This window comes from Pantoea vagans (genome assembly GCF_001506165.1).
Lineage (GTDB): Bacteria > Pseudomonadota > Gammaproteobacteria > Enterobacterales > Enterobacteriaceae > Pantoea > Pantoea vagans_C.
On record NZ_CP011427.1, the window covers coordinates 1,230,529 to 1,251,282 of the forward strand.

21 protein-coding genes are annotated in these 20,754 nt (G+C 54.5%); 13 read left to right on the plus strand and 8 right to left on the minus strand.

Annotated features, from left to right (window positions below; all coding sequences use genetic code 11):
• Positions 1–52: 52 nt before the first annotated feature.
• The 4 genes from mepS to yeiP all read right to left on the minus strand — a co-directional run bounded on the left by mepS (position 53) and on the right by yeiP (position 3,540).
• The gene (mepS, locus tag LK04_RS05740) at positions 53–628 is read right to left on the minus strand and encodes a bifunctional murein DD-endopeptidase/murein LD-carboxypeptidase (protein ID WP_039333745.1); all 576 of its coding nucleotides are present in this window, start codon (positions 626–628) and stop codon (positions 53–55) included.
• A 516-nt stretch (positions 629–1,144) separates the two neighbouring features.
• The gene (locus tag LK04_RS05745) at positions 1,145–1,852 is read right to left on the minus strand and encodes a phosphatase PAP2 family protein (protein WP_039333747.1); all 708 of its coding nucleotides are present in this window, start codon (positions 1,850–1,852) and stop codon (positions 1,145–1,147) included.
• A 45-nt stretch (positions 1,853–1,897) separates the two neighbouring features.
• Positions 1,898–2,872, minus strand: coding sequence for a CobW family GTP-binding protein (locus tag LK04_RS05750; RefSeq protein ID WP_039333749.1), 975 nt, complete (start codon positions 2,870–2,872; stop codon positions 1,898–1,900).
• Positions 2,873–2,967: 95 nt separating this feature from the next.
• A complete protein-coding gene (yeiP, locus tag LK04_RS05755) occupies positions 2,968–3,540 on the minus strand; it encodes an elongation factor P-like protein YeiP (protein WP_039333751.1) in 573 nt (190 codons plus the stop codon).
• A 152-nt stretch (positions 3,541–3,692) separates the two neighbouring features.
• Between yeiP and LK04_RS20025 the strand changes: the two genes are divergently transcribed.
• From LK04_RS20025 to fruA, 4 genes are all read left to right on the plus strand, one after another.
• Positions 3,693–3,947: a YkgJ family cysteine cluster protein gene (locus LK04_RS20025; protein WP_071885732.1), complete on the plus strand. Its 255-nt coding sequence runs from the start codon at positions 3,693–3,695 to the stop codon at positions 3,945–3,947.
• Between the two features lie 279 nt (positions 3,948–4,226).
• Complete coding sequence (gene fruB, locus LK04_RS05760; RefSeq protein ID WP_039333753.1) at positions 4,227–5,357, plus strand: fused PTS fructose transporter subunit IIA/HPr protein; 1,131 nt, start codon at positions 4,227–4,229, stop codon at positions 5,355–5,357.
• The gene (fruK, locus tag LK04_RS05765) at positions 5,354–6,292 is read left to right on the plus strand and encodes a 1-phosphofructokinase (RefSeq protein WP_038645831.1); all 939 of its coding nucleotides are present in this window, start codon (positions 5,354–5,356) and stop codon (positions 6,290–6,292) included. Before fruB ends, fruK begins: the two co-directional genes overlap by 4 nt.
• 16 nt (positions 6,293–6,308) lie before the next feature.
• A complete protein-coding gene (fruA, locus tag LK04_RS05770; protein ID WP_039333756.1) occupies positions 6,309–8,003 on the plus strand; it encodes a PTS fructose transporter subunit IIBC in 1,695 nt (564 codons plus the stop codon).
• 52 nt (positions 8,004–8,055) lie between these two features.
• Here fruA and nfo read toward each other — a convergent pair whose 3' ends face one another.
• A complete protein-coding gene (nfo, locus tag LK04_RS05775) occupies positions 8,056–8,901 on the minus strand; it encodes a deoxyribonuclease IV (RefSeq protein ID WP_039333758.1) in 846 nt (281 codons plus the stop codon).
• A 137-nt stretch (positions 8,902–9,038) separates the two neighbouring features.
• Here nfo and LK04_RS05780 point away from each other — a divergent pair, with 137 nt between their 5' ends.
• The 6 genes from LK04_RS05780 to LK04_RS05805 all read left to right on the plus strand — a co-directional run bounded on the left by LK04_RS05780 (position 9,039) and on the right by LK04_RS05805 (position 14,421).
• Complete coding sequence (locus LK04_RS05780) at positions 9,039–9,428, plus strand: hypothetical protein (RefSeq protein WP_156138074.1); 390 nt, start codon at positions 9,039–9,041, stop codon at positions 9,426–9,428.
• A gap of 82 nt (positions 9,429–9,510) precedes the next feature.
• Entirely contained in the window at positions 9,511–9,888 is a 378-nt protein-coding gene (locus LK04_RS05785; RefSeq protein ID WP_052206129.1) for a YkvA family protein, read from the plus strand.
• A 9-nt stretch (positions 9,889–9,897) separates the two neighbouring features.
• On the plus strand, positions 9,898–10,764 hold the full coding sequence (gene yieE, locus LK04_RS05790; RefSeq protein WP_039333762.1) for a DNA-binding transcriptional regulator YeiE: 867 nt from the start codon (positions 9,898–9,900) through the stop codon (positions 10,762–10,764).
• 137 nt (positions 10,765–10,901) lie between these two features.
• On the plus strand, positions 10,902–12,368 hold the full coding sequence (locus LK04_RS05795) for an amino acid permease (RefSeq protein ID WP_039333764.1): 1,467 nt from the start codon (positions 10,902–10,904) through the stop codon (positions 12,366–12,368).
• Positions 12,369–12,553: 185 nt separating this feature from the next.
• Entirely contained in the window at positions 12,554–13,633 is a 1,080-nt protein-coding gene (locus tag LK04_RS05800) for a FecCD family ABC transporter permease (protein WP_039333766.1), read from the plus strand.
• A complete protein-coding gene (locus LK04_RS05805; RefSeq protein WP_039333768.1) occupies positions 13,633–14,421 on the plus strand; it encodes an ABC transporter ATP-binding protein in 789 nt (262 codons plus the stop codon). The genes LK04_RS05800 and LK04_RS05805 overlap by 1 nt, the downstream gene beginning before the upstream one ends.
• Positions 14,422–14,514: 93 nt before the next feature.
• Here LK04_RS05805 and fghA read toward each other — a convergent pair whose 3' ends face one another.
• From fghA to ptrR, 3 genes are read right to left on the minus strand one after another with little or no spacing between them, the layout of a single operon-like run.
• Positions 14,515–15,357, minus strand: a complete 843-nt coding sequence (fghA, locus tag LK04_RS05810; protein WP_039333770.1) for an S-formylglutathione hydrolase — start codon at positions 15,355–15,357, stop codon at positions 14,515–14,517.
• A gap of 12 nt (positions 15,358–15,369) precedes the next feature.
• Entirely contained in the window at positions 15,370–16,494 is a 1,125-nt protein-coding gene (locus tag LK04_RS05815) for an S-(hydroxymethyl)glutathione dehydrogenase/class III alcohol dehydrogenase (RefSeq protein WP_039333772.1), read from the minus strand.
• Positions 16,495–16,539: 45 nt separating this feature from the next.
• The gene (gene ptrR / locus LK04_RS05820; protein ID WP_039333774.1) at positions 16,540–17,451 is read right to left on the minus strand and encodes a putrescine utilization regulator PtrR; all 912 of its coding nucleotides are present in this window, start codon (positions 17,449–17,451) and stop codon (positions 16,540–16,542) included.
• 104 nt (positions 17,452–17,555) lie between these two features.
• On the opposite strand from ptrR, the gene LK04_RS05825 reads away from it, so the two are divergent.
• The 3 genes from LK04_RS05825 to yeiB all read left to right on the plus strand — a co-directional run bounded on the left by LK04_RS05825 (position 17,556) and on the right by yeiB (position 20,690).
• Positions 17,556–18,686, plus strand: coding sequence for a YbfB/YjiJ family MFS transporter (locus LK04_RS05825; RefSeq protein WP_039333776.1), 1,131 nt, complete (start codon positions 17,556–17,558; stop codon positions 18,684–18,686).
• 125 nt (positions 18,687–18,811) lie between these two features.
• Positions 18,812–19,477, plus strand: coding sequence for a GTP cyclohydrolase I FolE (gene folE / locus LK04_RS05830; RefSeq protein WP_039333777.1), 666 nt, complete (start codon positions 18,812–18,814; stop codon positions 19,475–19,477).
• A gap of 52 nt (positions 19,478–19,529) precedes the next feature.
• Positions 19,530–20,690 carry a DUF418 domain-containing protein YeiB gene (gene yeiB / locus LK04_RS05835; protein ID WP_039333778.1) on the plus strand — a complete coding sequence of 387 codons (1,161 nt, stop codon included), beginning with the start codon at positions 19,530–19,532 and terminating at the stop codon, positions 20,688–20,690.
• The last annotated feature ends 64 nt before the right edge of the window (positions 20,691–20,754 follow it).

Genomic DNA, 20,754 nt, shown 5'->3' on the forward strand with positions numbered 1-20,754 from the left:
CCGTGGCAGCGTTTTCTGATTCTCTGGCTGAGAGGATCTTCAAAAGGATACGTTAGCTCGGGTTTTTAGCTAAAACCCGACGTGCTTCGCGATAACGCGTTTTCCAGTAACTGTCGTTTAAACTGGAGATCATCACACCACTGCTGGTGGACGCGTGTACGAAGTTGTCATTGCCGAGATAGATGCCAACATGACGACCCGTCGAACCTGCGCGGAACATGACTAAGTCACCCGGACGCAGTTTGCTGCGTGAAATTTCTTTACCGGTATCCTGCTGCTCGGATGTCGAGCGTGGCAAATCTAAACCAAACTGCTCGCGAAAGGTGCGCTGAACAAAAGCAGAACAATCAATGCCGCGTTTGGTGTCGCCGCCTAAGCGATAACGTACACCTTTCCAGTCACTGTACTGTTCCATGATGCGGGACTTAACGTCCACGTTCTGCACCATTTGTTCAAATTCGTCCTGAGACGCTTGAAGTAAAAAACCATTCTGGTTGTTAACTTCATGATTCTCGTTATTCGCGTTCTGACCGTTATGCGTACTGCTACATGCCGATAAAAGTGTTGCTAATGCTACTGCGGGAAGGATCCGCCTGAGGTATCTCAGTATTGGTTGAGACTTGACCATTATACGTGTGTTCCTTTGATGTCCTTACGACACAATGTCGTCAGCCAGATGACAAAACGGGTTCGAGATTAATAAGTACGACCGCTTAAGACAATTCCTTAATTACTAAAATGTGTTAATGAACACATTTTTGTTTCATAAGGCACCGAATTTTATGCTGCACTCTCACTAATCGGATTTGAGGTTAACCGATTACAGACCGCGTGGCGAGTGCTTTTATATAAATTTTTATAGGTTTTATTGATGTGAAATCAATTCGTAACACAATGGCTACTTTATCATCAACTGGTAGCGAATTAGCGACCAATAAGCGGTGTTATAAGGGGGTAATTCTGGCGCTAAGGCCGATTTTGAGAGGGTTCTGACTGGACAGCTTAGGAAAAGGGCTATTGTTATCAATTTTTCATCATAATGTTTTCTTTTAATAGAAAAAGCTTAGCGTGCTAATAATGAATTTCAGAATTCGATAAGCGCGGATGATCGACTTTTATGATTATTGTCATCCGCGCTTAACAATTATGTGCGCGGCTTATATTTCCCTGGCAGGGCGCGATTAAGCCAATTCACCAGTTTGTCGCTGGCGGGCGTTAATAACCACCAAGGCAATCCCACCAGAACTACGGACAGTGATCCCACCGCAACATCGGTAAACCAGTGCGCGCCCGCCATGATGCGTGGCAGGCCAAATATCACCACAATCAGCAATGCCACCAGAAAGGCGCGGAAACCAAAATAGCGCCACATAAAGCAGGCGAAAATAATCAGCATCATGCCGTGGTCACCCGGGAAACTGGCGCTTGAGGCATCTTTGGCCGGAATACCGGTCAGTTCGCTCACGCGATGGACATTTTCAAAGAACAGCGTCGGGCTGACATGCTGTACCGGAATCAGGTGACCTAACTGATTCAACACCACCGCCGTAAGTAGCATGGTGATGCCGATGGCCAGCATACGACGCTGACCCTGTGGGGTTTCACGACGCCAGAACCACAGATACAGCAGGCCCATGGCCAGCAGCGAAACCGCGTCAAAACCGCGGAAGTTGGTGATCGCCACCAGCAGTGCAAAACCGTGGTGCACCACCATCTGATCGTTGAAGCCAAAGAAGATCGCTTTATCGACACCAAACCAAAATCCGTGGTCTGGCGGCAGATACCAGGAAAAGAACAACATCAAACCCAATGCATTGAGCAGCAGGATGGTGATTAGACGAGATGCGCGCATAAAAAATAGACTCAAAATGAAAAATAACGGGGCAACCTAACGCAGCTATTTTAAACGAATCTTCAACAAAGCGGTTTGCAAAAGGTTCCAGTCAACGGATTGATGATGGATTAACTCAATGCGGCTGTCCGGTGGCGTCGTCGTGCGGGTCTCCATAAAGAAGTCCTCACCCTGGCGATTGATGTTCACCAGACCATCGGCGGTACGCAACACGCCCTTAACCCGATCGACCGGTGCATGCCGCGCCCACTCTAGCGCGGGGATGGTATCGAATACGGTATCAGCATCAAAAATCCAGCCGCAGGCTGCGTATCCCTGGCCTTCATTAAGCGCGCGTCGCCAGCGTGCAGACCCTTCCAGCTTCAGTGCCGCAAGCCCCTGAGGACGAGAAGAGTGCTGGTGATGTACCGCTTCGGGAACCGCACGATCCGCCAATCCAGGCTGGCACAACAGCGCGGGGTCGATATGGCCCCAGGCAGATTCCACTAACTGACGATCACCCAGATTCTGCTGTTGCCATGTGGCTAAACGCTGGCGATCTTCATCGCTCCAGCGATCGCTTTTGTTGGCAATAACGATATCAGCAGCGGTCAGCTGATCGCGGAAATTTTCATTTTCGACCACGCGTTGATCGGCCAACTGGCGCGGGTCAAGCAGAGTGAGGGTTGCATCAACCTGAATCCAGGGTTGATAGACGGCTGCACGAAGCATATCGAGCAACTGTTTGGGATGGCCAAGACCGGTGGGTTCAATAATGAGGCGGTCGGGTTTGGTCTGCTTCAACAGCATATTAAGCCCAACCTGTAACGGCAGACCGTTGACGCAGCACATACATCCGCCGGGGATCTCTTTCAGCGTGGCGCCCCGATCGGCAAGCAGCGCGCCATCAATGCCGATCTCGCCAAACTCGTTAACCAGGATCGCCCAATTTTCGTTGGCTGGTTTGTTGGCAAGTAGATGGAGCAGCGTAGTGGTTTTACCGCTGCCGAGAAATCCGGTTATTACGTTAACGCGCGTCATGACAAACTCCCTATTCAGGCGCGCGGACAACACATCCGGCGCGCACCCCGTTGTTATACTATAACAACCTTCGGCGGCCGGATAAAATCGTGCGGTTAGTCCGCGCGACTCATATAGCGGCGTTCAGCAATATGGATACGAATGCGATCGCCATTGCTCAAATACTCAGGCACCTGAATGGACAATCCAGTGCTCATCCCTGCGGGTTTGGTACGTGCACTGGCAGATGCGCCCTTGATGCCCGGCGAGGTATCGACAATTTCCATATCCACGGTTTGCGGCAGTTCCAGCGCCAGCACCTGACCTTCCATGGTTAATACCTGAATACCCGGAATGCCGCCTTCTGGGATGAACAGCAGCTCTTCTTCAATCTGCTCTTTCTTGAAGATGTAAGGTGTGTAGTCTTCATCATCCATAAACACATATTCGTCACCATCTATATAAGAGAAGGTGACAGCGCGACGGCTAAGTTGGATGGCATCGATAATATCGTCGCCTTTAAAACGCTCTTCCACTTTCAGGCCGGTGCGCACATCGGTAAAACGCATCTTATACAGGGTTGCCGCACCGCGTGCGCTGGGGCTCTGTACATCAATGTCTTTCACCAACAACAGTTTGCCGTTCCAGGTGACAGCCATCCCTTTTTTGATTTCATTTGCCTTTGGCATGGTGTGTGACTCGCTTAATGAAGGTTAATGCGCGCCACGTTACTCGCGCCGTGAAAAACAGGCAAGTGAGGCGACGTAAAATTGTTGTCTGTGCATGGCATTCCTCGTGCTGGGCTGCTATTGTCGCGACGAAATCCTTGCAGGAGCGCATGATGTTTTGTCGTGACCAGTGCGGTGCCTGTTGCACAGCCCCTTCCATCTCTTCCCCCATTCCCGGAATGCCACACGGCAAGCCGGCCAATACCCGTTGCGTTCAGCTTGACGATAATCAACGTTGCAAGATATTTGGCTCTCCTTTGCGCCCAGCAGTCTGTGCCGGATTACAACCCAGCGCTGAAATGTGCGGCAGTAGCCGTGATGCGGCGATGACGTTCCTGCTGAAGCTGGAAGCCGATACTGCTCCTTGAGTCGTTGCTGACGCTTTGCTGAAGAACTGGCCTAAACTGACTGTTGCGTTACAGCAAAAACGTCAGCTTTCTGGGTATGAAAAATCTGAAATCCAAACTGAAGTGTGCGGAACATCAAAAATCTGCTACGCCGATTGCGCATTTTCTTGCCTGCCTGACGTTGCTGTACCATATTCCCTGAAACGTTTCAGCGTTGTCGTCGCGGCTAAGTCCGCAGCGCGCAGCGTATTTTTTCGCCATTAAGCTGAACCGATTCAGTTTCAGCAAGCGAGGAGAAATATGTTCCAGCTCGAAGTTCAGGCCATTCATACCGGTGCGCAGGCACAAAATAAAGAAGAGGCAATCCGCCAGGTTGCAGCTGCGTTAACCGCGGCAGGCAATGTGTCGGAAGGCTACGTTAACGGCATGCTGGCGCGCGAACAGCAGACCACCACGTTTCTGGGCAATGGCATCGCGATCCCTCATGGCACCACCGATACGCGTGATCTGGTGCTGAAAACGGGCGTACAGGTCTATCAATTCCCGCAAGGCGTGGATTGGGGCGACGGCCAGACGGCCTATGTTGCCATCGGTATCGCCGCAAAATCAGATGAACATCTTGCGCTGCTGCGCCAGCTCACCCACGTTTTAAGTGATGACAGCATTGCTGAGCAGTTGAAAACCGCCTCAGCTGAAGATTTGCGTGCATTGCTGATGGGCGAGAAGCAGGCGGCTGAATTCAAATTCGACACTTCGCTGATTGCGGTAGATATCGCAGCCAGTGACCTCATGACCTTACAGGCGATGAACGCAGGACGTTTACAGGCCGCAGGCGCGGTAGAAGCGTCGTTCGTGGCTGATGTGGTATCCCGTACACCGCTCAGTCTCGGCCAGGGGATTTGGTTGAGCGACAGTACTCACGGCAACCTCAACAGTGCCGTTGCGGTGAGCCGTACGGCCACGCCATTTGTTCATCAGGGTGAGAACGCCGCACTGTTAGTGACGGTTGCCGCCAGCGATGAACGCCCGCTGGAGGTGCTCGGCTACCTGAGCAACCTGCTGCTGAACAACAAAGCTGAACGCCTGCTGAAAGCAGATGCGGCAGGCATTCTGGCACTCCTGACCAGTGAAGTGGACGAGACGGCAGACCTGCTGACAGCTGAATTCACCATTCGTAACGAGCACGGACTGCATGCGCGTCCAGGCACGGCGTTGGTCACCGTCATCAAACAGTTCAACAGCGATATCACCGTCACCAACCTTGATGGCAGCGGCAAACCGGCTAACGGACGCAGCCTGATGAAAGTGGTGGCGCTGGGCGTGAAGAAAGGCCATCGCCTGCGCTTTACGGCCAGCGGTGAAGACGCACAGCAAGCCTTAAACGCCATTGAAGAAGCCATTAATTCAGGCTTGGGCGAGGGGGTTGCATGAGCCGTCGTGTTGCCACAATCACGCTTAACCCAGCCTACGATCTGGTGGGTTACACACCCGAAATCGAGCGTGGTGAAGTTAATCTGGTGAAAACCACCGGTCTGCACGCTGCGGGCAAAGGCATTAACGTTGCCAAAGTGCTGAAAGATCTCGGTATCGACGTCACCGTTGGCGGATTCCTCGGTAAAGAGAATCAGGACGGCTTCCAGCAATTATTCAGCGAGTTGGGCATCGCCAACCGTTTCCAGGTGGTGCAGGGCCGTACCCGTATCAACGTGAAGCTGACGGAAAAAGACGGTGAAGTCACTGACCTGAATTTCTCTGGCTTTAATGTTACAGCGCAGGACTGGGATCGCTTTACCGCAGATTCACTCACCTGGCTGGGGCAGTTTGACATGGTGTGCGTCAGCGGCAGTTTGCCTGCGGGCGTGGCACCAGAAGCTTTTACTAAATGGATGAGCGACCTGCGCACCCTGTGCCCGTGCATCATTTTTGACAGCAGCCGTGAAGCGTTGGTGGCCGGCCTGAAAGCCGCTCCGTGGTTGGTGAAACCGAACCGCCGTGAGCTGGAAATCTGGGCCGATCGCAAACTGCCAACCCTGCAGGATGTGATCGAAGCTGCGCATGAACTGCGTGAGCAGGGCATTGCTCATGTGGTGATTTCCCTTGGTGCGGAAGGCGCACTGTGGGTGAACGCCTCTGGCGAATGGATCGCCAAACCGCCAGCCTGTGAAGTGGTCAGCACCGTAGGCGCGGGTGATTCGATGGTCGGGGGCCTGATTTACGGCCTGCTGATGCGCGAATCCAGCGAGCATACGCTGCGCCTTGCCACCGCCGTGGCCGCGATGGCGGTTAGCCAGAGCAACGTTGGCGTTACCGACCGTACCCAGTTGGCCGCGATGATGGCGCGTGTCGACTTACAACCCGTTAACTAACAGCAGGAGAGCGATAATGAAAACGCTGCTGATAAAAGATTCTTCACTGGGACTGGCATCAGGACACTTGGCTTTAGAACGCCTGCGGGCTACCGCTGCTCAGGCGGACCTGACCCTGACCGATAACGTGGCCGACGCTGAGCTGGTGCTGGTGGCTGGCCAAAACGTGCCAAATGATGCAGGGCTGGCGGGGAAATCTGTGGCCCTGGTGGATGTCCAGCAGGCGCTGCGTGATCCGCTGGCGGCAATTAATCAGGCCAAGGCGAGCGCGCAGGTATGGCAATCGGCGGCTGTGACAACCGCACCGGCAACCGTGCAGAGCAGCGGGCAGAAACGCATCGTTGCTGTTACCGCTTGCCCAACCGGCGTGGCGCACACCTTTATGGCCGCAGAGGCGATTCAGGCCGAAGCCACCAAACGTGGCTGGTGGGTGAAAGTGGAAACCCGCGGTTCTGTCGGTGCAGGCAATGCCATTACACCGGAAGAAGTGGCCGCGGCCGATCTGGTGATCGTAGCAGCCGATATTGACGTTGATCTGGCGAAATTCGCCGGTAAGCCGATGTATCGCACCTCGACCAGCCTGGCATTGAAAAAGACCGCGCAAGAACTGGATAAAGCGCAGGCTGAAGCCAAAACCTATCAGCCGAGCGGCAATCAGGCGGCGAGTACGCAGAGTGACAGCAAAGAGAAAGCCGGTGCCTATCGTCACCTGTTGACGGGTGTGTCATACATGCTGCCAATGGTCGTCGCGGGCGGCTTGAGCATTGCGCTCTCCTTCGCCTTTGGTATCACGGCGTTTAAAGAGCAGGGCACGTTAGCCGCAGCCTTGATGCAAATCGGTGGCGGCAGCGCGTTTGCGTTGATGGTGCCAGTGCTGGCGGGCTTTATTGCTTTCTCGATTGCGGATCGTCCTGGTCTGACGCCGGGTTTGATTGGCGGTATGATCGCCACCAGCATCAATGCGGGCTTCCTTGGCGGTATCATTGCCGGTTTCATTGCGGGTTATGCCGCGAAGATGCTGAGCAGTAAGGTCAAACTGCCACAAAGTATGGAAGCGCTGAAACCAATCTTGATCATTCCGCTGGTCGCGAGTTTGATCACCGGCTTGCTGATGATCTACGTGGTCGGCAAACCGGTTGCGGGTATTATGAGCGGCCTGACCCACTGGCTGGCAAACATGGGCACCGCCAACGCGGTTCTGCTCGGCGCTATTCTCGGTGGCATGATGTGTACCGATATGGGCGGTCCGGTGAACAAAGTGGCTTACGCCTTTGGTGTTGGCCTGCTGAGTTCGCAAACCTATGCACCGATGGCAGCGATTATGGCGGCCGGTATGGTGCCACCGCTGGCGATGGGCCTGGCGACGATTGTTGCACGTCGTAAGTTCAACAAAGGTCAGCAGGAAGGCGGAAAAGCGGCACTGGTACTCGGTTTGTGCTTCATCTCAGAAGGTGCGATTCCGTTTGCCGCCCGTGACCCAATGCGTGTACTGCCGTGCTGCATCGTGGGTGGCGCAGTGACTGGTGCGATTTCCATGGCGATTGGCGCGAAACTGATGGCACCACACGGTGGTCTGTTCGTGCTGCTGATTCCGGGGGCGATTACGCCGGTGTTGGGTTACCTGATGGCAATCATCATCGGTACCGCCGTGGCGGGCCTCGGCTACGCAGTGCTGAAACGTCCAGAAGAAGAGCTGGCGAAAGCAGCTTAATCTCAAAACCAGGTACATCACTTAGCGGCGCATTTATTGCGCCGCTATCATTTTAACCCTGCTGTTCCGACTTCAACCACGCAATCTCATCTTTCCAGATATCCGGATTAATGGTTTCCAGAATCATCGGAATGCCGTCGAAACGCTTATCCTTCATCAGCCAGCTAAAGACTGTCTTGCCTATGTTGCCTTCACCCAAACTGTGGTGGCGGTCGACCCGGCTGCCGAGCGTGCTTTTGGCATCATTCAGGTGCATGCCACGCAGATACTGGAAGCCGACAATGCGCTCAAACTCGGCAAAGGTCGCCACACAATCCTCTTCGGTACGCAGGTCGTAACCCCCGGCGAAAGCATGGCAGGTATCGATACAGACACCGACACGTGATTTATCTTCTACGTGCTCAATAATGGCGGCGAGATGTTCAAAGCGGAAGCCAAGGTTGCTTCCCTGACCGGCAGTATTCTCGATCACCGCCACCACATTGTTTGTCTTATCCAGCGCAATATTGATCGATTCGGCGATGCGCTTAAGGCAGGCATCTTCTTCAATCTGTTGCAGATGGCTACCGGGATGGAAATTCAGCAGCGTCAGCCCAAGTTGCTCCGCACGCTGCATCTCATCCAGGAACGCATCCCGCGATTTTTCCAGCGCATCCATCACCGGATGGCCAAGGTTAATCAGATAGCTGTCATGCGGCAGAATCTGCGCTGAGGTGAAGTGATACTGCTCGCAGGCCGTTTTGAAGGCATCGATGACTTCACCTGACAGCGGCGCGGCTTTCCATTGGCGCTGGTTCTTGGTGAACAGCGCGAAGGCTGTGGCTTCGAGTTCATGGGCACGGATAACTGCCTGGTCTACGCCGCCTGATGCACTGACGTGTGCGCCGATATATTTCATGCCGCTCTCCTGGTTGGGCGATTGCTGCTGCAAAGGGAACATCATAGCGGATGCGATAGCGCCATAACATCTTGCAGTAGCCCCTGACAGAAAAACGGCACAATGAAACACCTACCAAAATTGGCAGGTGCAAGATTTTGCAAGTTAACTATAGTTTCACAAATCAGTTTTTTTTAACTATAACTATGAAAACAGCCTATCGAAGTACCTTTGATACCGCTTTACAGCATGAAAATCTCAATGTTATCCATAAAATAACTTTAGGTAAGCGCAAAGATATTACCCTTTTTTATAATGGAAACGGCACCGTCGGGTTCACCCTGGCCGTTCCCGAAACCGATAACTCACTGGTGCATTTTTACCGCTATGGCGTGAATCACAGTGAGCCGAAAAAGTTATATCGCTCGGAATGCCTTTACTCACGTCGAGAAAACTTCGGCTATCAAGACTGGCTCATCCGTACCATCACCGATGAATTCACCGCCTGCGACACCGCTCTGGAAGAGTTGATTGGCATGAAATCCTAGTCGCCCTGCAATCTGGCTGGTTTAAACGTAAAATTGGTAATATATTTATCACCAACCAGAATAAGTAATAAGGGACGATGGGATGTTCATGCGCTTGCGCCGCTGGGCACGGCTGATCAAACGTGATGTGTTAACACTGTGGTTTGCCTGCCGCGACCCGCGTACGCCATGGTGGTTTAAGCTAATGGCGTTTGGCATTGTGGCGTATGCACTCAGCCCTATCGACCTCATCCCTGATTTCATTCCCATCATCGGTCTACTGGATGACGCCATCATTGTCCCGCTTGGCGTCATTATCCTGCTGCGCTTATTACCACGTGAAATCCGCATTAGCAGTGCGGAGCGAGCGGAGGTGCAGCGCGCGCGCGGCAAGAAAATCGTCAGTTGGGCCGGATTTGGCCTGACGGTGCTGATCTGGCTGGCGGTGGTGGTTTATCTTGTGAAGCGATACGCAATGTGAGGAGGGCGCATGCACATTACGCTGCGTCAGATTGAAGTCTTTACAGAAGTGCTCAAAAGCGGTTCGACCACCCAGGCGTCACAGGTATTGTCATTGTCGCAGTCAGCCGTCAGTGCGGCGCTGGCCGATCTTGAAAATCAGCTTGGCGTGCAACTCTTTGATCGCGTCGGTAAACGATTAGTCCTGAACGAGCATGGACGTCTGCTTTATCCGCGGGCGGTCGGGTTGCTGGAGCAGGCCGGTGAGATCGAGCAACTGTTTAAAGAAGATAATGGCGCGATTCGTTTGTTTGCCAGCAGCACCATCGGCAATTATCTGCTGCCGGGGATGATCGCCGCCTATCGCCGCGATTTTCCCACCTTGCCGCTGGAACTCAGCGTGGGGAACAGTCAGGACGCCATCAATGCCGTGGCGGATTTTCGCGTGGATATCGGCCTGATCGAAGGACCATGCCATGAACCGGACATCGTCAGCGAAGCCTGGCTCGAAGATGAACTGGTGGTATTTGCTGCCCCGGATGCCGAGATTCTTCAGCAGCCGATCACCCTGGAAACCCTGGCCGCAGCGCCGTGGATTTTGCGTGAACGGGGGTCGGGCACCCGTGAAATCGTCGATTACTTGCTGCTGTCCCATCTGCCACAGTTTCAACTCGGTATGGAGTTGGGCAACTCTGAGGCGATTAAACATGCGGTGCGACACGGCATGGGTATCAGTTGTTTATCGCGTCGCGTGATCAGTGATTTGCTGGACGCGGGCACCTTAGTGGAAGTGGTTGTGCCCTTGCCACGCCTGACGCGCACGCTTTATCGCATCCATCATCGGCAGAAACATCTGTCGAAAGCATTGAGTCGTTTTCTCTCTTATTGCCGCGAGTGATCGCGGCCTGCTGGACGCGGCTGGCTAATAATTTCGCGGCGATTATGAAGGTAACTAATAACCCGACGTGAATGCTATACAGCTTGGGGTTAGCTGCTACAATCGCGCCTTATTTTTATCCAGCATAGCGTTTACACATGCATAATGACTCAAAAACAACACAACAACCTGGATTGCGCCGTGAATTAAAAGCGCGTCATCTCACTATGATCGCCATTGGCGGTTCCATCGGCACCGGCCTGTTTGTCGCCTCGGGTGCCACCATCTCTCAGGCAGGTCCCGGCGGTGCGTTACTCTCCTACGCGCTCATCGGCCTGATGGTTTACTTCCTGATGACCAGCCTTGGTGAACTGGCGGCGTTTATGCCGGTTTCAGGCTCTTTCGCCACCTACGGCTCTAAATACGTCGAAGAAGGTTTTGGCTTCGCGCTGGGCTGGAACTACTGGTACAACTGGGCAGTGACCATTGCCGTGGATTTGGTGGCCTCGCAGTTAGTGATGAACTACTGGTTCCCGGATACACCCGGCTGGATCTGGAGCGCACTGTTCCTCGGCCTGATGTTCCTGCTTAACTACATCTCAGTAAAAGGCTTCGGCGAAGCGGAATATTGGTTCTCGTTAATCAAAGTCGCGACCGTGATCATCTTTATCGTGGTTGGCGTACTGATGATCGTGGGCATCATGCGCGGTGCAGAAAATGCCGGCTGGCACAACTGGACCGTTGGCGATGCACCTTTTGCTGGCGGCTTTGCTGCGATGATTGGCGTGGCGATGATCGTCGGTTTCTCGTTCCAGGGAACCGAACTGATTGGTATTGCGGCGGGTGAATCGCAGGACCCGGCGAAAAACATCCCTCGCGCGGTGCGTCAGGTGTTCTGGCGTATTCTGTTGTTCTATATCTTCGCGATTCTCATCATTAGCCTGATTCTGCCGTATACCGATCCGAAGCTGCTGCACAACGATGTAACTGACATCGCCATCAGCCCGTTCACATTGGTGTTCCAGAATGCCGGTTTGCTGTCAGCTGCGGCAGTGATGAACGCGGTTATTCTGACGGCCGTACTGTCAGCCGGTAACTCCGGGATGTATGCCTCAACGCGCATGTTGTTTAACCTGGCGCAAGAAGGTAAGGCCCCCCGCATCTTTGCCAAACTGTCTAAAGGCGGTGTGCCGCGTAATGCGCTGGTTGCGACCACTGTTGTGGCGGGGCTGTGTTTCCTCAGCTCGAAGTTCGGTAATCAGGAAGTCTATTTGTGGCTGCTGAATACCTCCGGCATGACAGGTTTTATCGCCTGGTTGGGCATTGCCATTAGCCACTATCGTTTCCGTCGGGGCTATGTGGCGCAGGGACTTAACCTTGCCGATCTGCCGTATCGCTCAGGTTTCTTCCCGCTCGGCCCGATTTTTGCCTTCGTGCTGTGTTTGATCATCACGCTGGGGCAGAACTATCAGGCATTTTTGACAGATCGTATCGACTGGTACGGCGTGGCAGCCACCTACATCGGCATTCCATTGTTCCTGCTGATTTGGTTGGGTTACAAGCTGGCACGCGGCTCACGTTTCGTGAAGTACAGCGAAATGGAATTCCCAACGTTTAAAGAGTGATGTTTTAAACGCGCGATGAATCGCGCCGCTACTTTCGTGTGCAACCAGCTGTAGCGGCGCGATTCATCGCGCATTCTCACCCGCACAAATCCTTTTGGGCTTTGTAACACAGTTATAATTGATAATTATTATCACCTGCACTATTGTGGCTGCCGTTATGATTTCGACAAGAAACAGGTAGAACAATGCAGACCACGGACTCCGCGCTGCTGGCCGATAATGGCCATCAAACCGATACCATGACGCGTTATCGTCAGGTATTGCGACAGCGCCTGATGCTGATTGGTGTACTGGTGCTGGCGATACTGGCTTCAGTCATCCTTGATTTCACCCTTGGCCCGGCCGGGCTCTCCCTTGATACCTTATGGCAAACGCTGACGCACCCCGATGCGGTGGATGCTGGCACGCGCGTTATCGTCTGGGACATTCGCTTGCCGTATGCCTTGATGGCAGTGGTGGTCGGCTTCTCATTGGGCTTGGCGGGTGCTGAGATGCAAACCATCCTGAACAACCCGCTGGCGAGCCCCTTTACGCTTGGCGTCTCTTCTGCAGCGGCGTTCGGTGCGGCTTTGGCAATCATTCTGGGCATCGGTATTCCCGGTGTGCCGGATCAGTGGTTTATCTCAGCCAATGCCTTTGTTTTCGCGCTGTTTGCCGCGTTAATGCTGGATGGCGTGACGCGCTGGACCAAAGTGTCTACTTCGGGCGTGGTGCTGTTTGGTATCGCCCTGGTGTTCACCTTCAATGCGCTGGTTTCCATGATGCAGTTCATCGCCAGTGAAGATACCCTGCAAGGCCTGGTGTTCTGGACCATGGGCAGCCTGGCGCGTGCCTCTTGGGAAAAACTCGGTGTGTTGACCGCTGCGTTTGCCATTTTGATTCCGTTCTCGATGCTCAGCAGTTGGAAACTCACCGCGCTGCGCCTGGGCGAAGATCGCGCGGTCAGTTTTGGTATTGATGTGCGCCGTTTGCGCCTCGCCACCTTATTGCGCATCAGTATCCTTTCTGCTTTAGCCGTGGCTTTTGTCGGACCGATTGGTTTTATCGGTCTGGTGGCGCCGCATATCGCGCGCATGATGTTTGGTGAAGATCACCGCTATTATCTGCCAGCCAGTGCACTGGTCGGGGCATTAGTCTTGTCGCTGGCTTCGGTGGCGTCTAAGAACCTGATCCCAGGCGTGATCATTCCTGTCGGCATCGTGACCTCGCTGGTCGGTGTGCCGTTCTTCCTGAGTATTATTCTGCGTCATCGGGGGACGGTGTAATGGAACAAGGATTACGTCTCAGCCATTTCTACGCCGGTTATCCGAAGCGGAAAGTCATTGAAGACCTCAATGTACCCGAACTGCCGCGCGGCAAAATCACCGTGCTGCTTGGTCCTAATGGTTGTGGTAAGTCGACGCTGTTGCGCGCATTGGCGGGCTTAAGCAAAGGGCAGGGCGAACTGTGGCTAAATGGCGAAGAGTTGATGTCGCAGCCGTTTGCACGTCGTGCACAGCGCGTGGTGTATCTGCCGCAGAGTCTGCCAGCCGGCGTGCATCTGCATGTGCTGGAATCGATTATCGTGGCACAGCGTGCGTCCGGCGGTTTACACAGCGCCTCCAGCGAAGCGGAGATCATGCATCTGCTGGAACAGCTGGGGATCTCGCATCTGGCGATGCGCTATCTCGATCAGCTCTCCGGTGGGCAAAAGCAGCTGGTTGGCCTGGCGCAATCGCTGATTCGTCGCCCGGAACTACTGCTGCTGGATGAACCCTTAAGCGCGCTCGATTTAAACTATCAGTTCCACGTCATGGACTTAGTGCGCCGCGAAACGCGCCTGCGCAATATCGTCACTGTAGTGGTGGTACATGATATCAACATCGCGCTGCGTCATGCCGATCATGCTTTGATGTTGAAAGATGGCGGATTGCTGGCGGACGGTGAGCCGTCACAGGTGATCACGCCAGAAACACTGGCACAGGTATATGGTGTGCGCGGCCGTATTGAGCACTGCTCGCAAGGTATGCCGCAAGTGATGATTGATGGGCTGGTGGCGGAGTCGCTGGTCTAACCGTTGCAAGACATGAATAGCGTCTGATTCGGTACGGTGCGCCCTCTAGGCCGCCTGAATTCAGGAGCGTGCGTGGGCACGCTCCTGAAGGCATTACACCAACAAATGCTTCGCGTGGAAGCGCAGGTGGTCTTCAACAAAGCTGGCGATGAAGAAATAGCTGTGGTCGTAACCCGGCTGCACACGCAGCTCCAGCGGAAAACCTTGCTCACGTGCCACAGCTTCCAGACGATCCGGACGGAGCTGATCTGCCAGGAACTGATCGCTATCCCCTTGGTCGATTAAGATCGGCAAACGCTGTTCCATTTCACGCATTAACAGGCAGCTATCCCATTCACGCCAGGTCTGGCGATCCTCACCCAAATAGGCGCTGAACGCTTTTTGTCCCCATGGCACTTCCGTCGGGTTAACGATAGGCGCAAACGCCGATGCCGAAGCAAAACGTCCACCGAGACGTAGCGCCAGTACCAGCGCGCCATGTCCTCCCATCGAATGTCCCATCACCGATTGACGATCGCTGAGCTTGAAGTTATCGGCGACCAGCGCAGGTAACTCCGCACTGAGATAATCAAACATGCGGTAGTGAGCAGCCCAAGGCTGCTGCGTGGCATTCAGGTAGAAGCCCGCGCCCTGGCCGAGATCGTAACCGCTGTCGTTGGCGACCTCATCACCGCGTGGGCTGGTGTCCGGCATAATCAGCACCAAACCCAGCTCAGCGGCAACGCGCTGCGCACCGGCTTTGGTGGTGAAATTCTCGTCAGTGCAGGTCAGCCCCGCGAGAAACCACACCACTGGCGGTGGCGCATCATCCTGCGGCGGTGGCAAGAAGATGCTGAAGGTCATCGGGCAGTTCAACACGGCTGACTGATGACGCCAGCGCTGCTGCCAGCCGCCAAAAATGCGGTGCTCTTCCAACAGTTCCAAAGTGGATGGCATAACGTCTCCTGATTACTTGTTGAAATGCACCACCGAACGAATCGATTTCCCTTCATGCATCAGGTCAAAGGCGTCGTTAATCTCTTCCAGCGGCATGGTGTGCGTGATGAAGTCATTCAGTGCAAACTTGCCATCAAGGTAATCCTGCACGATGCCAGGCAACTGGGTGCGGCCTTTCACGCCACCAAACGCCGAACCACGCCATACGCGACCGGTCACTAACTGGAACGGACGGGTTGAAATCTCTTCACCTGCACCGGCCACGCCAATAATCACGGATTCGCCCCAACCTTTGTGACAGCACTCGAGTGCTGAACGCATCACGTTGACGTTACCGATACATTCAAAGGAGAAATCCACGCCGCCATCGGTCAGCTCAACAATCACATCCTGAATCGGCTTATCGTAGTCTTTCGGGTTAATCAGATCGGTGGCACCCAGTTTGCGCGCCAGATCGAATTTGCTGGTGTTCAGGTCGATACCGATGATGCGACCGGCTTTCGCCATTTTCGCGCCAATGATCGCGGACAAACCGATGCCGCCTAAGCCGAAGATCGCGACGGTATCGCCTTCTTTCACTTTGGCGGTGTTCATTACCGCCCCCATGCCGGTGGTGACACCGCAACCCAGCAGGCACACTTCTTCCAGTGGCGCTTCTTTGCTGATTTTTGCCAGTGAGATTTCAGGTACCACAGTGTACTCAGAGAAGGTTGACGTCCCCATGTAGTGGAAGATCGGCTGACCGTCTTTAAAGAAGCGCGTGGTGCCGTCGGGCATCAGACCCTTACCTTGCGTCGAGCGAATCGCCTGACACAGGTTGGTTTTGCCTGAGAGACAGAACTTACATTTGCCACACTCTGGCGTGTAAAGCGGGATCACGTGATCGCCGACCGCCACGCTGGTGACGCCTTCGCCCACGGCTTCCACCACTCCGCCGCCTTCGTGACCGAGGATCGCCGGGAACACGCCTTCAGGATCCTTGCCTGACAGGGTGTAAGCATCGGTGTGGCATACGCCAGTCGCCACGATGCGCACCAGCACTTCGCCTTTTTGCGGTGGCATCAGATCCACTTCTTCAATTTTCAGCGGTTCGCCAGCTGCCCAGGCAACGGCGGCACGGGTTTTAATCATGTTCATGCGATCTTTCTTCCTATGAGTGTCGTGATTCAAAATTAATAAAACTCACTCAGCGGTCTGCAGCGGATGCAGCAATTCGTCGTTGAGCGGGCGGTCGTCAAACATTTCAATAATCAGATACTTCAGCGCTTCGACGTTCGGCGTGAAGGCATCGCGGCGCCACATCAGCCAGGTGGCGGTGTCGCGATACGCGGGTGGCAAGATATGTTCCTGCACGCGTGCGCGCGCTGGCATTTGCGCCAGTACCGACGCGGGGATCATCGCTACGCCGCCGCCAGCCGCTACGCAGGCCACCATGGCGTGATAGGACTGAATCTCCATCACGCTATTCGGTGAAGTCTGGCTCTCGCGATACCAGGACTCCAGTTTGGTGCGGTAGGAGCAGCTATTGCCAAAAGCAAACAGCGTGTCGTTCTGCGTGTCACGCGCGTTGTGAATCGGTCCGTGATCGAGACTGGTGATCAGCACCATTTCTTCGCGGAAGGCAATGCAGCCATTGAGGTCATCATGGGTAGCTGGACCATCCACTAATGCGGCTGCCAGCGTGCCAGCGCGCACTTTATCGATGATATCGCCCGAAGTACCGGTCACCAGCGATAGCGCCACCGTGGGAAATCGTTGATGATAGGCCGCCAGCAGGGCGGGCAAGCGCGTGGCTGCCGTACTTTCCATGGAACCGAAAGCAAAGTTGCCACCCGGTTCTCCGGCGCGCGCCATATTCAGCGCCTCATCACTCAGACTCAGAATACGCTGGGCGTAGTTAAGAAAATTGTGCCCCATTGGCGACAGGCGGATACGTTGTTTCTCACGGATAAACAGATCAACGCCAATCTCTTCTTCCAACTGGCGCAGACGTGTTGTGAGATTTGAGGGCACGCGATGCAGTAATTCTGCGGCGCGTGCCAGCGAACCGGTCTCGGCCACAGAACAGAACATGCGGAGTTGTACTAAATCCATATTCTCTTCTCGTAAACAACTTAGTTAATATTATTCACTTTTCGTGAGTGTAAACGTCATGCATGCTGCTGACAAGTGTAAAAAGATCATCAACTGAGGTCAGAATGGCGTTTCGTGTCGCGCTTAGCGCGTTTTTAAGTTTAGTGGTTGCGATGGGTATTGGGCGGTTTGCATTCACGCCGCAGGTGCCGTTAATGATCCAGGATCATCAACTGACCTTGACCAGCGCCAGTCTGGTGGCGGCGCTCAACTATCTGGGATATCTGTTTGGCTCTTTTGATGCCATGCGCGCGCGTCAACGCGTCGAGTGGCGTTTGCAGGCGGGTGTTTGGGGGGCGGTGATTCTGACGCTGCTCTCTGCCTGTGTCAGCGGCCCCTGGTTGCACGGCCTGATCCGCTTCCTGATAGGCTGTGCCAGCGGTTGGGCGATGGTGCTGGTTGCCGCATGGAGCAACGAACAACTGTTGCATCATGGGCGATCAGGCCTTTCGGCTGCAGTGTTTGCCGGGCCTGGCACCGGCATCTTTATCAGCGGTATGTTGGCCGTTGCGCTGCATGCCAGTGGCGCGAGTGCCACCTTTGCGTGGGCCGCTTACGGTCTGCTGGCGCTGCTGTTGATTGCCGCTATTGCCCGCTTCCTGCCGCGCACCGGTCAGTTACATCGCCCCGATCAGGCACCTGCACCCTTGGTACTGAATGGCAATCTGAAGCGTCTGGTATTGAGCTATAGCCTGGCGGGATTTGGCTACATTTTGCCCGCGACCTTCCTTTCGCAAATGACGGCAGCCCGCTTCCCGGATAGCGCATTAGCGCAATTTGTCTGGCCTGTGTTTGGTGGCGCGGCGGTCATCGGTATCGTGCTGGGCATTCTGACGCGGCGTTGGGGCAGTAGCCATGTACGCCTTGCACTCGTGCTGTGGGCGCAGGCGCTGGGCGTCATCGCCACCATCGTGATGCCCGGCCTGAACGGCTTGTTAATCGGTGCTTTGTTGGTGGGCGGCGGCTTCCTGTGTGTGGTGCAGCTTGCACTGCAATATGGCCGGGAACTGGCACCGCATCATGCGCGCTATCTGGCAGGACTACTGACCACCGGTTACGCGGTGGGGCAGTTGGGCGGGCCGCTACTCTCATGGATTTCCAGCCTGTTGTGGCATCGGCTCGACCCGGCATTGTGGGTGGCCGGAGCAGGTCTGATCGTGGCTGGCCTGCTGGTGTTACGTCGTTCGACACCATGAAAAGCTTTCATCTCCAATCGGATTGATTGCTGGATTAAGCGCGCGTTGTGTTTCACAATACGCGCTCAGAAATTCCCCCGTAGGCTAAGACCTGCGGGCGCATCACCTGCCGGAGAAAGAGTACGATGAGCACCTTAAGTCAGGAAGCCGCCCTGGTTCACGAAGCGCTGTTGGCGCGTGGTCTGGAAACGCCTTTACGCGCCCCGGTGCGCGAGATGGATGACGAAGCCCGTAAGCGTGAAATCGCCGGTCATATGACCCAAATCATGCAGCTGTTGAATCTGGATCTGGAAGACGACAGTCTGATGGAGACCCCGCATCGCATCGCTAAGATGTATGTGGATGAAATTTTCTCAGGGCTGGATTACGCCAATTTCCCGAAAATCACCGTCATCGAAAATAAGATGAAGGTCGATGAAATGGTCACCGTGCGCGACATTACCCTGACCAGTACCTGTGAACACCATTTCGTGATCATCGATGGTAAAGCCACCGTTGCTTATATCCCGAAAGAGAAGGTGATTGGCCTGTCGAAAATCAACCGTATTGTGCAGTTCTTTGCTCAGCGTCCGCAGGTGCAAGAGCGCCTGACTCAACAGGTGCTGGTGGCGCTGCAAACCCTGCTGGGTACTAACAATGTCGCGGTTTCCATTGATGCGGTGCACTACTGTGTGAAAGCGCGCGGCGTGAAAGATGCCACCAGCGCCACCACCACCACATCATTGGGTGGCTTGTTCAAGTCCAGCCAGAACACGCGTCAGGAGTTCCTGCGCGCGGTACGTCATAGCTAATTCCTTTGGGCGGCACATTGCCGCCCGTTTTCACCTCTCTTCAGGGCACTCGATGCAACGCTATCTCGCGCTGGATTTCATTCGTGGTTGCGCCATTCTCGGCATTCTGCTGCTCAATATCGTCGGTTTTGGCTTGCCCTCGGCGGCTTATCTCAACCCGGCGTGGCGGGGGAGTCTCTCGCTGTCTGATGCCTGGACATGGGCGATCATGGATGGCCTGGCGCAGCTGAAATTTCTGACGCTGTTTGCTTTGCTGTTTGGTGCGGGCCTCTCGTTGCAAATACCGCGTGGCAGTCGCTGGATATCGGCGCGCCTGTCATTGTTAGTTTTGCTGGGGTTTATTCATGCCATCTTCTTCTGGGAAGGCGACATCCTGCTCGACTACGGTCTGATCGGGCTGATTATCTGGCGCATGCTGCGCGAAGTTCCCTCGGATAAGGCACTGTTGCAAACGGGAACGCTGCTCTATTTGATGGGGTGCGGCGTGCTGCTGGTGTTTTGGGGCATCTCCAGCACTGAACCGGGCCGTTCATGGTTACCGGGTGCCGCAGATATCGAGTATGAAAGCTACTGGAAGCTGATCGGTGGATGGGAAGCGGTGCAGAATCGCTTTGATCACCTCTCTTCCAGCCTGATGGCCCTGGCGGCACAGTATGGCTGGCAATTGGCGGGATTGATGTTGATTGGCGCCGCGTTAATGCGCAGCGGTTGGCTGAAAGGGGAGTTTAGCGTTCAGCATTATCGCCGTTCGGCCGCGTTGTTGCTGACCATTGGCTGGCTGATCGCCATTCCTGGCATTGTGGCGCAGTGGCTGCTGAATTGGGAATTTCGCTGGAGTGGTTTCTTACTGCAACTGCCGCGCGATCTGGCCAGCCCATTTGTCAGCCTCGGGTATGCCGCACTGTGCTTTGGTTTCTGGCCGCAAATCGGTCATACGCGAATCAGTCATGCTATTCAGTGTGTCGGCCGCATGGCGCTGAGCAATTACCTGTTACAGACCCTGATCTGCACCACCTTATTCTATCGCTTTAACCTGTTCCTGAAGTTCGATCGCTTGCACCTGCTGGCGCTGGTGCCTGCGGTATGGCTGGTCAATATCCTGTTCTCGGTGTTGTGGTTACGCTATTTCCCTCAGGGGCCAATGGAGTGGATATGGCGCAAGTTAACGCGACTCGCCGCAGGAAAACCCGAGAATTATCCCCGCATCAGATAATGACGTTCATCACAAAGGTTGCAGATTTGTATGTAACCGTTTTCATCCGTGTGACGTAATTCAC

What these genes read in the sequence shown, in the direction of transcription:
- fruK (WP_038645831.1), top strand. Translation starts at nt 5,354, where the DNA reads ATGAGCCGTCGTGTTGCCACAATCACGCTTAACCCAGCCTACGATCTG.
- fruB (WP_039333753.1), top strand. Translation starts at nt 4,227, where the DNA reads ATGTTCCAGCTCGAAGTTCAGGCCATTCATACCGGTGCGCAGGCACAA.
- LK04_RS05785 (WP_052206129.1), top strand. Translation starts at nt 9,511, where the DNA reads ATGTTCATGCGCTTGCGCCGCTGGGCACGGCTGATCAAACGTGATGTG.
- LK04_RS05825 (WP_039333776.1), top strand. Translation starts at nt 17,556, where the DNA reads ATGGCGTTTCGTGTCGCGCTTAGCGCGTTTTTAAGTTTAGTGGTTGCG.
- fghA (WP_039333770.1), bottom strand. Translation starts at nt 15,357, where the DNA reads ATGCCATCCACTTTGGAACTGTTGGAAGAGCACCGCATTTTTGGCGGC.
- LK04_RS05795 (WP_039333764.1), top strand. Translation starts at nt 10,902, where the DNA reads ATGCATAATGACTCAAAAACAACACAACAACCTGGATTGCGCCGTGAA.
- folE (WP_039333777.1), top strand. Translation starts at nt 18,812, where the DNA reads ATGAGCACCTTAAGTCAGGAAGCCGCCCTGGTTCACGAAGCGCTGTTG.
- ptrR (WP_039333774.1), bottom strand. Translation starts at nt 17,451, where the DNA reads ATGGATTTAGTACAACTCCGCATGTTCTGTTCTGTGGCCGAGACCGGT.
- yeiB (WP_039333778.1), top strand. Translation starts at nt 19,530, where the DNA reads ATGCAACGCTATCTCGCGCTGGATTTCATTCGTGGTTGCGCCATTCTC.
- LK04_RS20025 (WP_071885732.1), top strand. Translation starts at nt 3,693, where the DNA reads ATGTTTTGTCGTGACCAGTGCGGTGCCTGTTGCACAGCCCCTTCCATC.
- LK04_RS05745 (WP_039333747.1), bottom strand. Translation starts at nt 1,852, where the DNA reads ATGCGCGCATCTCGTCTAATCACCATCCTGCTGCTCAATGCATTGGGT.
- fruA (WP_039333756.1), top strand. Translation starts at nt 6,309, where the DNA reads ATGAAAACGCTGCTGATAAAAGATTCTTCACTGGGACTGGCATCAGGA.
- LK04_RS05800 (WP_039333766.1), top strand. Translation starts at nt 12,554, where the DNA reads ATGCAGACCACGGACTCCGCGCTGCTGGCCGATAATGGCCATCAAACC.
- yieE (WP_039333762.1), top strand. Translation starts at nt 9,898, where the DNA reads ATGCACATTACGCTGCGTCAGATTGAAGTCTTTACAGAAGTGCTCAAA.
- LK04_RS05750 (WP_039333749.1), bottom strand. Translation starts at nt 2,872, where the DNA reads ATGACGCGCGTTAACGTAATAACCGGATTTCTCGGCAGCGGTAAAACC.
- yeiP (WP_039333751.1), bottom strand. Translation starts at nt 3,540, where the DNA reads ATGCCAAAGGCAAATGAAATCAAAAAAGGGATGGCTGTCACCTGGAAC.
- mepS (WP_039333745.1), bottom strand. Translation starts at nt 628, where the DNA reads ATGGTCAAGTCTCAACCAATACTGAGATACCTCAGGCGGATCCTTCCC.
- LK04_RS05805 (WP_039333768.1), top strand. Translation starts at nt 13,633, where the DNA reads ATGGAACAAGGATTACGTCTCAGCCATTTCTACGCCGGTTATCCGAAG.
- LK04_RS05815 (WP_039333772.1), bottom strand. Translation starts at nt 16,494, where the DNA reads ATGAACATGATTAAAACCCGTGCCGCCGTTGCCTGGGCAGCTGGCGAA.
- nfo (WP_039333758.1), bottom strand. Translation starts at nt 8,901, where the DNA reads ATGAAATATATCGGCGCACACGTCAGTGCATCAGGCGGCGTAGACCAG.